Here is a 12,475-nt window from a genome sequence, read left to right on the forward strand (position 1 = left end):
TAACACTTTGGGTACTATTCTAACCTATTTATAAGTGGTTTTCAATAGGTTTTTCTACCACTTTTACCCGCTTATCCCCAAAATGATTCATCAACCTGCTTAACACCTGAGGGCCGATACTGATATTACGGTTTCTGGGCAGACGTTTCACCGCCCGTTCCGCCTGACAGTAGATCACTACCTCATCGTCGCCCTCCGAATCCGCAAGGTACCCGTATACGATCTGTTCTTCTTCCTGAAATGCGTTCTTATCCGGGAACTGGAGCCAAAGCTCTTTCTTTGTCTGCGTAAACGGAATGATCTTCTCACAGATCAGCTTACTCGCCTTTTCGTCCTCCTCAGACACTCTCCCGCGGATAAACACCTTATTATCCACTTCCAGCAGAGGGCGGTTCTTCTCATAATCCCGCGGGAACACCACAACTTCCACCGTTCCCAGCAGGTCTTCCAGTGTCAGGAACGCCATCATCTGATTATTCCTGGTGTTTTTCACCGTCTTGTCAGTAATCATTCCCCCGATAATCTCTTTGGCGCCGTCACGGACCTTGGTTGACCCGGTCTCCTCATCCGGCTGAAAATCAGCGGTTGTGGCAGAAATGGATCTGCGCCACTTTTCCTCGTCTTCCTCCAGCGGATGCCCGCTGATATATATCCCCAGCACCTCTTTTTCAAAGGCCAGCAGATTTTCTTTCGTATACTCGCCTACATCCGGCAGTTTGATTTCAAACTCGCTCTTCTGCTCATCATCCACCAGATCAAACAATGTCATCTGCCCGGTCATGGCATATTTCTTTTCCTGGTTGACATGGTCCACGATCTGTACGTAAATGCTCATGAACTGTTTTCTGGTTCCTCCCAGCCCATCCAGCGCCCCTGCCTTGATGAAGTTCTCAATCACCCTTTTATTGAGGGAATCCCGCACGGACATTCTGCTGATAAAGTCCTCCAGATTTTTAAACGGCCCGAATTCTTTCCGGTCCGCGGCAATCGCTTCAATGACAGGCTTTCCCACGCTCTTAATCGCAGCCAGTCCATAGCGTATATTGCCTTCGTCCACGGAAAAGTCAGCCACTCCGCGGTTGATATCCGGCGGAAGTATCCGGATGTCCATCTGCCGGCAGGTATAGATATATTCTGCCACCTTTGACGGATTTTCAATCACAGAAGTCATCAAAGCTGCCATAAATTCAACCGGATAATAGTATTTCAGATACGCCGTCTGGTATGAAACCACCGCATAGGCCGCGGCATGGGACTTATTGAAGGCGTATTTCGCAAAATCGATCATTTCATCATAGATCTTATTGGCAGTTTTCTCATCGATCCCGTTGGCGACACAGCCCGGAACCCCGCTCTCTTCGTCCCCGTAGACAAAGGTCTGTCGCTCCTTCTGCATCACATCGCCCTTTTTCTTGGACATGGCGCGGCGCAGCAGGTCGCTTCTCCCCAGCGTATAGCCGGCCAGGTCGCGCACAATCTGCATAACCTGCTCCTGATATACGATACACCCATACGTCGGCGCAAGAATCGGTTCCAGCTGCGGGCAGTCGTAAGTGATTGATCCCGCATCATTCTTTCCCCGGATATACTGCGGGATAAAGTCCATCGGCCCCGGACGGTACAGCGAGATCCCGGCGATGATATCCTCCAGGCTGTGGGGTTTCAGTTCCTTCATAAAGCTCTTCATCCCCGCGCTTTCCAGCTGGAATATACCGTCAGTCTTCCCTGTGCCTATATAATCCAATACGTTTTTATCATTATAGTCAATCCGATCCATATCCAGGTCCGGGTTCTTATGCTTTACCATCCCAACCGCATTCTGTATCACCGTCAATGTACGCAGCCCCAGGAAATCCATTTTTAAAAGGCCCAGTTCTTCCAGCGTGGTCATCGTAAACTGCGTGGTGATGGAACCATCCTGCGCACGGGAAAGCGGCACATACTCATCCACTGACTTCTGGCTGATCACGACACCGGCCGCATGCATGGAGCTGTGGCGCGGCAGACCCTCGAGACGTTTTGACATATCGATGAGATACTTCACCTGCTCATCCGTCTCATAGGTTTTCCGCAGTTCCGGGTTCATTTTCAGTGCTTTGTCAATTGTGATATTCAGTTCGGTAGGGATCATCTTTGCAATCGTATCTACAAAGGCATACGGCAGATCCATGACGCGGCCTACATCGCGGATGACTCCCCGGGCCGCCAAGGTTCCGAATGTGACGATCTGCACCACCCGGTCCTTGCCGTATTTGCGTACCACATAGTCTATGACTTCCTGCCGTCTTTCATAACAAAAATCCACGTCAATATCGGGCATAGATACACGTTCCGGGTTCAGGAAGCGCTCAAACAGAAGCTGGTAGCGGATGGGATCGATGTTGGTAATCTCCAGACAGTAGGAAACGATACTTCCGGCGGCTGACCCCCGCCCCGGACCTACCGCGATTCCGTGATCCTTCGCATACTTTATAAAGTCCCACACAATCAGAAAATAATCCACATATCCCATATTTTTTATGGTATTCAGTTCATATTCCAACCGCTCTCTCAGTTCCTGGGGCGGATTATCATAATGCCTCTCCAGGCCCTCGAAACACAGCTTATTCAGATATTCCCAGGAAGTCATGCCGTCCGGCACATCGTATTTCGGCAGCTTAGTTACGCCGAATTCGATCTCCACCTCACATCTGTCGGCGATACGCTGTGTGTTCTCCAGCGCCTGCAGCGCATAGGGAAAGAGCTGCGCCATCTCCTCGGGGGACTTGACATAGTACTGTCCGCCCTCATAACGCATCCGGTTCTCATCATCCAGCTTTTTCGCAGTCTGGATGCAGAGCAGGATGTCATGGGGCTTCTCATCCTCCGCGAGAGTATAGTGCACGTCATTGGTGGCAGCAAGTTCTATCTCCAGTTCCTCCGACATCTGCAGAAGTCTCTGGTTCACCAGCGCCTGATCCGGAATGCCATGATCCTGGAGTTCCAGAAAATAATTTCCTTTCCCGAAAATATCCTGATATTCCAGGGCGGACTTCTTCGCCTCCTCATACAGTCCTTTTGTCAGATACCGCTGTACCTCTCCGGCCAGGCAGGCGCTCAGGGCAATAATTCCCTCGTGGTATTCCCTAAGAAGCGCCTTATCTACCCTTGGCTTATAATAATAGCCTTCCACAAATCCCTTTGACACAATCTTCATCAGATTGGCATAACCTGTATTATTCTCAGCCAGAAGGACGAGATGGTAATACCTGTCCTCCCCGCCGTTTAATTCTCTGTCAAACCGGGAATTCGGGGCTACATACACCTCACACCCGAGTATAGGCTTAATCCCCTGCTTCTTTGCCTCCCGGTAAAAATCTATCACACCGTACATCACACCGTGATCCGTTATGGCCGCACTGTTCATGCCCAGTTCTTTTACTCTTGCCACGTATTCTTTTATCTTATTCGAGCCATCCAGAAGACTATATTCTGTATGGACATGTAAATGTGCAAAATTCATTCTTCACCTCTTGATTCTATCTGCATCCGTGCAGACCTTCCCACTGCCGCCAGGGTCATCACTGCCAGCCGGCCGGCCTTCTTTTGCTGCGGAACGAACCTGCAGTTCCTCTCTGCCTCACAGAGTGAAAAAGGGCGGTCCCCTGTAAGAGAACTACCCTCATATGCTTCCTTTTTATGTTGATCCAGGACCGCCGGCGCCCTTGCCGGCTATCAGGGACTCACCCGTTACTGTTCGCGCCCCGGGGGTGTGAACAGTAACACTCACCCTGGGGTTCTTCTAAACTCCACCGTTGATCATAAAATTGATCAGTCTGTCTGTATCTTCTTTTTCGTATGCAATGATCTCCAGTTCAGGAATCTCGCCGTTTGAGAAGATGTTCGCCATGGATACATACTGGGATAACTTAGACTTCAGATTCAGTCTGTCCCCCTCACCTGTTACTAATTCTACTCTTCCCTGGCATGCATCTACTACCTTAAAAAACGCCTCTATGTCCGTAATGTTCTGTACTTTCATCTTTACAATCTCTCCTTTCAATCAACTACGTCTTACTGTTTCATTATAACTTATTTCAAAGGGATTGCAAGATTTTTTAACGAATTCTGATGCATTTTTCCAGAATCTCAATCTTACCTGCCTTTAAAAGACGTCCCACTGCACGCTTGAACGCCGCCTTGCTCATATTGAATTCCCGCTTAATCGTCTCCGGGTCTGCTTTGTCCGTAAACGGAAGTTCTCCGTCGTAACTTTGGATCACCTTAAAGATGTACTGAGCATCTTTATCCATCTGCTCCGGAATCTTATCTTTTACGCTCAGATCCAGTTTGCCGTCCGTCTTCACGGAGGTCACCCTGGCTTCCACCGTCTGGCCCACTGTCAGCCCGCCGAATACGTCTTTTCTTGGAATCAGCGCGGAATACTGCTGATCCACCGCTACAAAAATCCCGAACTCATCGCTGGTATCGTAGATAATGCCGCTTACCTTGTCATCCTTCTTATACGGTGAGTCCGTCCGCAGCATATGATAGACTTTCATAGTGGCGCAAAGTCTGCCGCTCTTATCGATGTAAAGAGATACGAGACATTGGTCACCCTTTTGTACCTTTGCTGTCTGCTCCTTAAAAGGCAGGAATAAGTCCTTTTCCAACCCCCAGTCGAGAAAAGCTCCCATCTTCCCAACATCTGCCACTTCCAGTACCGCCAGCTTTCCAAGGGTTACCTTAGGTTCATGGGTGGTCGCAATCATCCGGTCATCGGAATCGCGGTACAAAAACACTTCAACAGGGTCTCCTATTTCAATGTCTTGGGGCACCTGCTTCTTCGGGAGCAGCACCCGCTCCTCGTCGCTTCCCAGGTATACCCCGAACTCTACTTTTTTTACAACCGTCAGAACCTGTTTTTCCCCTAACTTCATTTCCTGTTCTCCTTCTATCTATATCGGGACATGATTGATCAGCCTGTCCCTGTTACTATCACTGATACTATGTAAGTATACCTTGTCTTTCCTGATTTAGCAAACATTTTCCCTATGTTCTTGACTATTGGCAGCCGGCTATTATAATAAGACTCAAAGAAGCACAATTGTCCGCCCGGCACAGATAAGCTGCACAGTCCGCCCAAAGAAGACCGGCTTCTCGTCCAATCCCTGTTATGATGCACTTGGCTTGCATGCCTGATTCGTACTCTTTATTGTATATAATATGAAAGGATAACTCCCCATGAATAAAAAATCGAAACTCCCTTCTACAAGATACCATAAAGCGGTTAATCTGCTCTGCATTGCCGCAATGGCCGCTGTATTTCTCTATCTCATTATAAATTGGAATCACATCCCGGACCAGATTCCCGGACATTATAACGGCGCGGGTGAGATCGACCGTTGGGGAAATAAAAGCGAACTGTGGTTCACTCCCATTCTTTCCGTCCTCATGTATCTAGGCATCTCTCTCTGTGAGCGCACGCCCGGCATTTGGAACACGGGCGTCGAGGTAACCAGAGAAAACAAGGAACGCATTTACCGTATCCTAAAAAATATGATTGTTACTATGAAACTTGTCGTGGTGTTTACTTTTGTGTTCCTCTCCTTTTATTCTGCCCTGGCAAAGCCGCTTCCTGCCTGGTTCCTTCCCGCAGATATGATTCTGGTGTTCGGGCCCATGGCTTTTTTCCTGATTCAGCTCTACCGGAAACGTTAAGGCTGTGTGCTCTTTGGCTTAAACTCGATCACCGCGTAGGGCTTCTCGTTCCTGTCACAAAGTTCTACCACGGTCCGCTCCGCTTCAAAAGATGCCTTTGGATAGATGATGTCCCCATAGACTGCGGATTTTTTATAGTCCACCCTCAGCTGTCCGATCTTCATGTCTTCCGGAAGGATTTCCAGCGCCATCTGCACATACTGACAGTTATTGACATGCTCGTTTGTGTCGATATGGTATTTGCGCACCGGAAAGGAGGGCAGACTTTTGCAGGATTCCGGCAGTTTTATCTTTCTGTCCTCATAATGCATCTCCAGCGGCGGCTCCATACCGTAAGGCGCGATATCTTCCTCCCCCGGCCTTGCCGGCCGGCCCTTCTCTATATCCATGAATACCCATACAGAGTTGGCGCAGGCAGTCATATTTCCCTGTTCATCCTTCATGACAAAGTTACGGTTCCCGTATAGTCCCTTGAACCCGGTGGCAAATGTGCCTACTGTAATCTGCTCTCCCATCTTCGGAAAGCGGTCGATCACCACCTGCCAATAGGAAAGGAGCCATGCCTTTTTTCTCTCTCTCAGTACCTCGAGGCCCACGCCGATGTCTTCCGACTGAAAGGTGCTGCAGTCCTGAAAATAGTTGATAAGCGCCGGAAGTGTCATGGTTCCCTGGTGGTCGATTTCGCTGTATCTTACTCTGCTGTCAAATGCGTACATTTATAATACCTTCTTTCTTATCCTGTCATTTCACTGTTCTTGTTTCCTAATCATTTTTGCTGGATTTAAAGCTATGCTCTATTGTGATCACGCACCGGTAACGGTGATCCGTCTCCCTCAGCCTTGCCGCCAGTTTTGCCTGCAGCTCCCGCCGCGTTTTTTCATGGTAAGAGATTGGCACAACCATATCGAAGATCAGATTAATCTGCTCTTTTCCCTCCACCACGCGGAAGTCATGAATACTGCAGCTGCTGTCCAGTCCTTTCAACGCCCCGTCCACCTGCATGCGTATTTTCATGACTTCTTCATTCTGTGTTTCGATCGGATCCATATGGACAACCAGGAAAATACCCAATTCTTCTATGGCCTCTCTCTCGATTCGGTCAATGATTTCGTGGGACTCTTCGATGTTGACATTGTTGGGGACTTCTGCATGGATCGATGCCATGCTCCGGTTTGGCCCGTAATTATGTACGATGAGGTCATGCGTCCCCTCAATGCCCTCATAGTTTTCTACAAATTTTCTAATCTTATCATACAGCTCCGGGTCTACCCCCTCGCCGATCAACGGCTCCAGTGTGTCTTTGGCAATTCCTACGCCCGCCCACATGACTACAAGCGCTACACCCACTCCGACAAAGCCGTCTATATTAATGCCGGTCACTTTGAAAAATATCAGCGAAAGGATCGTTGCTCCGGTCGTGATAACGTCTCCCATGGAGTCCGTAAATACGGCCATCATTACTTTTGAGTCAATCTTTTGTCCCAGTTTCCGGTTAAAAATGCCCAGCCACAGCTTGACGCCGATAGACAGCAGCAGAATGATCACGGACAGGAGCTGAAAGTTAAGTTCCTCCGGCATTCTGATTTTAGCCAGAGAATCCTTCAGAAATGTGAATCCAACTTCCAATACCAGAAAGGCTACGACCAGGGCTGCTATGTACTCCACTCTGCCGTGGCCGAACGGGTGATCCTCATCAGCAGGTTTCCCGGCCATTTTTACTCCGACAAAGCTGATCACCGACGATCCTGCATCGGAAAGGTTGTTGAACGCGTCCGCTGTTACGGAAACGCTGTGAAGAACGATTCCGACAACAAATTTTACAATGAACAGAAATACATTACAAAAGATGCCCACGATACTGGCTAATACGCCATAAGCTGTACGCACGGACACCTTTTCTACTTTTTCATAATCTTTTACAAAATGTTTTACTAAAAATTCAGTCATGTTCCCTCCGCCTGGATTTCCGGAGATTCCGCCTGCGCATTCGGGCTCTGTGCCGTCCCTGTGACGCCGGCCGGTCTGTTATTTAAAACGCTCCAGGAAATACCATTTTATCTTAAAGTCTGATTGTGCCGTCACCTGGGAGTACTCGTCCTCTGTCAGCACGCTCTTCAGTTCCTCTTTTCCTTCTTCCGGCACAACCGCATTTGTGGCATCCGTAAAGCACAAATTCGGGTACAGTACGCACCACCAGTTATGTCCTTTTGCTGCTCCGATCTCAATTCTTAACGCCTCATAATTACCCGCCGGAAACGTCACATCCCCGTATGTCTTATCCGGGAAATAACAGGTCGTCACCGCGGCGCTCACGGGATAGTCCTTGTTTTGCGCCAAGATCGTCTGTCTGGCAGTCTCCTCCAGTTCATCCGTATGCCTGCGCATCCATTCCTTCGTTTCATCCACATTCAGCCCTTCTGGCATTGCGGCTTTCAGGTAGGCCAGAACCTGTTCCTTGACATCCATCTTCAGGGCCTGGTCTTCCTCACTGTCGCTGTTGGCAAGAATGTGAAACCGCAGAACCTCCTGCGCCAGATGTTCCTGCGTCTTGGCCTGGGCGGTCAGCTGCACACGCCAGACGGCGAACCCCGTGATCAGAGTCGCGATGATGACCGCGAGCATTAAAATAATTCTGTTTGTCTGTCTTTCTATGTGAAATGTTCTATCCATATGTAACTCCCTCCATGTTTCAGATGCGTCTGATCTGTTTGATAAAAGGAGTATTGACAGAATTTACAGAATTATACAACAACGGGGCTGCCGCTGTTTTTATACTTATTTATGACGCAGTATACCGATCACCGCCGCCACCTGGTTATCGATATGCTGGCTTGTAATTTTTGCAGCTTTACCTCTTTCCCCGTTCTCTATGGCCCGGATAATGTCCTGATGCTCCGCCAGAAGCTTAGGGTGGCATTCTTTCTGCTTCAGGTACTCCACACGGTACCGGTACATCTGTTCACGCAGGTTGTTCAGCAGCTGGATCAGCCTTGTGTTATCTGTCGCAATATAGATCACGTCATGAAACGCTACGTCTGCCTCGGCAATCTGGGTGATATCATCGCTGTCAAGGACGGCTTCGAATTCCTTCGCGGCCTTTTTTAGATTCCGAATTCCCTCTTTGTCTATCCGGTCACAGGCCAGCTGTACCGCCAGCTCTTCCAGGGCCCCTCTTACTTCAAGGACATCACGCAGGTTCTTTTCCGTGATTTCCGCAACTTCCGCACCCTTGCGCGGGATCATCAGTACAAGGCCCTCCAGCTCCAGCTTACGGATTGCCTCACGGATCGGTGTACGGCTTACGCCCAGCTTATTCGCAAGCTGAATCTCCATCAGACGCTCTCCCGGCTTTAGCTCGCCCCGCAGAATGGCTTGTCTCAGCGTGTTGAACACCACATCCCGCAAAGGCAGGTATTCGTTCATAGTCACTTCAAATTTAGGCTCCATATTCTATCCTCCTCGCACCGTGTATGTTCGTCACATACACCTGCTTTGCCAGTGCTTTTTCTCTGATCTTATCCTGCGCTTTTCTGGCCTGCGCCTTGTTCTCAAACAGGCCGAATACGGTTGGGCCGCTGCCGCTCATCATTGCGTTGAGCGCTCCGGCCGCTTTCATTTCATTCTTAATGTCTTCAATGACCGGATACAGAGGAATCGTCACATCTTCCAGCACATTTCCCATGGCAGCTGCGATGTCCGGAAGACTTCCTTGTTCTAAACCGGCTATCAGGGCGTCGATATCCGGATGTTTTAGGATCTCTTTTGCATCCAGCGCCTCGTACACGACCTTGGTGGATACACTGATCGCCGGCTTGGCCACAAGAACCGTGCATTTCGGCATGGCAGGCAGCACCGTGAGTTCTTCCCCGATCCCCTCTGCCAGTACGGTGCCGCGCATGATGCAGTAGGGCACATCCGCTCCCAGCTTCACGCCCCGTTCCATCAGTTCTTTTTGGGACAGGCCCAGGCCGAACATCCGGTTCATTCCAAAAAGCACGGCGGCGGCGTTGGAACTGCCGCCCGCCATACCTGCTGCCACCGGTATATGTTTATCCAGCGTAATGATAACACCTTCCTGAATTGCAAACTCCCTGATCAGCATAGCCGCTGCTTTGTATGCAATATTATTCTCATCTGTGGGAAGAAAATACAGATTCGTCCTGACTTCGATCCCCTTCTTTTCCGTCCGCTCTATTTTCACATCGTCATACAGATATATTGACTGCATCACCATGCGTACATCGTGGTATCCGTTCGCCCTTCTCCCCAGTACGTCCAGTCCCAGATTGATTTTGGCAAGAGCCTTTAATGCGATCTGTTTCATCCTGTGTCCTCCAAATTGTATCTTGTATACATTATACCTACAGTATACTCATATTTTCCTTAAAAATCAACAATTTGTCACCCGGTTTTATGGTATCTGATTCCAATTCATTGATTTCCTTGATACCGTCTATGGTGGTCATATAATTCTTTGCAAGCGTCCAGAGCTCATCTCCGTCTTTCACAATGTAGCCTACGATTCCCGGCCGTTTTTCCATCTCTTCCATCGAAACCGGAGACAGTTCCACATCCGTAATTACCTGCATGGGAACGGGTTTGCGCATAAATGTGTCAAAGGCAAGCACAGCCTTCACCTCTACCGCCTCGCTCCCTGCCAGATTGACGGAAAGCTGCTCAACATGATAGGAAATGTTATAGCGCACATCTTCCGTCATTCCCGGGCATTCCAGCAGATAAGAGAAGGGGACCATTCCCTGCCAGCCGCCAAACGGCATTGCATCATCCGCTTTCAGATAAAGGAAGGAAATGTGCAGGATGCCTTCGATCTGGATTCCTTCCTCTACCAGTTCCATGTGTTCGATCTGCACGCTGCCGTCGCTGTGGCAGATCTGCAGCACGTCGTCTTTTAACTCCGGAAGGGACAGACGCTCCGCCACTTTACATTTCGAATAATTCTGTACAAGGAGTTCTTCATAGACCGCCTCTCTCGTTTCAAATCCGCAGTTCTGCTCCAGGGAATACATATCCTCCAGAAGTTCAATCTCTTCCTCCTGATAAATGTTCATCCTCAAATTCAGAGTGCCCTCTATCCCAAGAATACGCATTTCTCCATCCTCATCCATTCGGACATCCATCAGGGTATCCTCCAGGCTGTTGTGGACATAATAGTACATGCCTTCCTCCACGCCGCCGCATTCGATCCGGCCCTCATACGGGACGCTCTGCTCCAGCCAGTCTGCCTTCCCATCCTCAGATAAATACATGCAGAACACCAGGAGTTCCCCTTTCAGCTGCATCTCATCCTGTCCCAGGCGGATCTCCAGCTTCCTGCTGCTGACGTCCGTCAAAAGCAGCTGACCGACGCTTTCCTTTGTTCCGGGAAGCGTGATTTCCTCCTTGATCCGGTAGGTGTCCTTTTTGGTTGTATGAAGCTCCAGGAGGTTTACATTTTTCATTTTTTTATAAATCGGAACCGGGCTGTCAATGTCCACTGTGGTTTCTTCATCCTCCAGCTTTTCCCGGCCAATCTCCATCTCTACCATTGCGCGGATACTCAGTTTTCTGGAATGTACCAGAGATACCGTGAACTCCACCCGAATGTTCTGTATAAAATAGCTTTCCATTTCTCCGCCATCCGTATACACCATCTCTTCAAATGGAATCTTGCCTTCTAATACCGCGGGCTGCGGATCTCCGGTTGCAGTGACATATAGTATCTGAAAATACAATTTGCCCGAAATCCTTATGTAATTCTCAACCAGCTTGATATCCTCGATCTTAACCGTGCCGCTTCCCTGAATAATCTGCTGTACATCCTCCTTTGCATCGGGGACATTGTAATCCTCATCCAGATAAAACTGGTCAAAAGTTCGTTTTCCCTCCTGTGTGTAGTGTACTTGTTTCTTAATCAGTTCCATATACATCCTCCTCTAATCAAAAATCACATTTTTTTCAATATATTCCAGTTTAACTACCACATAGGGATAGGTAGTTACCTCTTCCGTTTTCTCTCCCTTTTCCGGCCCCAGCAGATTCGTATGTATATAAATGGCATTTTCTGTCTCATATAGTCCCGTCACTTCTACGCTGTACCCGCTTTTGGGCTGCGGCCCGTATCCTTCCGCAATATACAGATATCCCTGGTCTGCGTATGTCAGCTTAAATGGCAGGTCCCTGTTTTCCAGAATCGCCGTCTTCAGTTCATTTGGCACTTTCTCCTTATCCATAACGGTAAAGTCCAGGTCCCGCAGCTTTTCCGTCTTTTGTGGGCGCGATATGCATCCCGTGAGCATCAGCACAAGCAAAAATCCCGCCAGATACATCATTTTTCTCTTCATATCCAATCCCCGCGGTATATTCTCTCTATTATCATATTATTCAAGTGTCCTGAATATTCTCTTTCTGCTGGATTCTGTGCCAATTGCTTTTTTGGGGGACGGCGGTCCCTTTATTTCGCTGGGCGCATCCGGGCGGTAGGGAAGGTTGGCTTATGGGGAGGAGATTTTACGGGGGGCAGTGTATTGATTCGTTTGGTGGGAGTTGTAATCTGTATTGATTTATTGATAAAATGTATGTTATTTGACCGGAGTATGAATAGTGATAAACTAGTTGCTATTCTCTGGATTGTGAATAGTGTCCAAACTGTAATGGTTCAGAACTGTCTGAACTGTTACACCAAACTGTTACTATTCACAGTCGATTAGGGCATGACAAATAGAGCGGGTGTCATTTCCGCTTGATTTTTCATATTTGAATCGACTTTCAAAGAGGA

The 12,475-nt window shown here is 48.7% G+C and carries 11 protein-coding genes; 1 reads left to right on the plus strand and 10 read right to left on the minus strand.

The features are described from left to right. Nucleotides 1-28 precede the first annotated feature (28 nt). The 3 genes from ARB69_RS21800 to ARB69_RS21810 all read right to left on the minus strand — a co-directional run bounded on the left by ARB69_RS21800 (nucleotide 29) and on the right by ARB69_RS21810 (nucleotide 4,919). Entirely contained in the window at nucleotides 29-3,502 is a 3,474-nt protein-coding gene (locus ARB69_RS21800) for a DNA polymerase III subunit alpha (protein WP_050640658.1), read from the minus strand. Between the two features lie 279 nt (nucleotides 3,503-3,781). Next, entirely contained in the window at nucleotides 3,782-4,021 is a 240-nt protein-coding gene (locus ARB69_RS21805) for a hypothetical protein (protein ID WP_025655915.1), read from the minus strand. 76 nt (nucleotides 4,022-4,097) lie between these two features. Continuing rightward, entirely contained in the window at nucleotides 4,098-4,919 is an 822-nt protein-coding gene (locus ARB69_RS21810; protein ID WP_055154986.1) for a S1 RNA-binding domain-containing protein, read from the minus strand. Nucleotides 4,920-5,223: 304 nt separating this feature from the next. Here ARB69_RS21810 and ARB69_RS21815 point away from each other — a divergent pair, with 304 nt between their 5' ends. Next, nucleotides 5,224-5,700 (plus strand): DUF1648 domain-containing protein, encoded by a 477-nt coding sequence (locus ARB69_RS21815; protein WP_055154987.1) that lies wholly within the window; start codon nucleotides 5,224-5,226, stop codon nucleotides 5,698-5,700. Here the strand turns inward: ARB69_RS21815 and ARB69_RS21820 are convergent. The 7 genes from ARB69_RS21820 to ARB69_RS21850 all read right to left on the minus strand — a co-directional run bounded on the left by ARB69_RS21820 (nucleotide 5,697) and on the right by ARB69_RS21850 (nucleotide 12,041). Further along, nucleotides 5,697-6,416, minus strand: a complete 720-nt coding sequence (locus ARB69_RS21820) for an acyl-[acyl-carrier-protein] thioesterase (RefSeq protein WP_055154988.1) — start codon at nucleotides 6,414-6,416, stop codon at nucleotides 5,697-5,699. The genes ARB69_RS21815 and ARB69_RS21820 overlap by 4 nt on opposite strands. A 46-nt stretch (nucleotides 6,417-6,462) precedes the next feature. Continuing rightward, entirely contained in the window at nucleotides 6,463-7,647 is a 1,185-nt protein-coding gene (locus ARB69_RS21825) for a cation diffusion facilitator family transporter (protein ID WP_055154989.1), read from the minus strand. A 78-nt stretch (nucleotides 7,648-7,725) separates the two neighbouring features. Next, entirely contained in the window at nucleotides 7,726-8,370 is a 645-nt protein-coding gene (gene spoIIR / locus ARB69_RS21830; RefSeq protein WP_050640662.1) for a stage II sporulation protein R, read from the minus strand. A 105-nt stretch (nucleotides 8,371-8,475) separates the two neighbouring features. Then, nucleotides 8,476-9,147 carry a GntR family transcriptional regulator gene (locus tag ARB69_RS21835; protein WP_050640663.1) on the minus strand — a complete coding sequence of 224 codons (672 nt, stop codon included), beginning with the start codon at nucleotides 9,145-9,147 and terminating at the stop codon, nucleotides 8,476-8,478. Next, a complete protein-coding gene (gene ispE, locus ARB69_RS21840) occupies nucleotides 9,137-10,024 on the minus strand; it encodes a 4-(cytidine 5'-diphospho)-2-C-methyl-D-erythritol kinase (protein ID WP_050640664.1) in 888 nt (295 codons plus the stop codon). The genes ARB69_RS21835 and ispE overlap by 11 nt, the downstream gene beginning before the upstream one ends. A gap of 37 nt (nucleotides 10,025-10,061) precedes the next feature. Beyond that, nucleotides 10,062-11,621, minus strand: coding sequence for a DUF3794 and LysM peptidoglycan-binding domain-containing protein (locus ARB69_RS21845; RefSeq protein WP_025655907.1), 1,560 nt, complete (start codon nucleotides 11,619-11,621; stop codon nucleotides 10,062-10,064). Nucleotides 11,622-11,633: 12 nt separating this feature from the next. Next, nucleotides 11,634-12,041 (minus strand): protease complex subunit PrcB family protein, encoded by a 408-nt coding sequence (locus ARB69_RS21850; protein ID WP_025655906.1) that lies wholly within the window; start codon nucleotides 12,039-12,041, stop codon nucleotides 11,634-11,636. Nucleotides 12,042-12,475 lie beyond the last annotated feature (434 nt).

The organism is Faecalicatena contorta (assembly GCF_001404335.1).
Taxonomy (GTDB): domain Bacteria; phylum Bacillota; class Clostridia; order Lachnospirales; family Lachnospiraceae; genus Faecalicatena; species Faecalicatena contortus_B.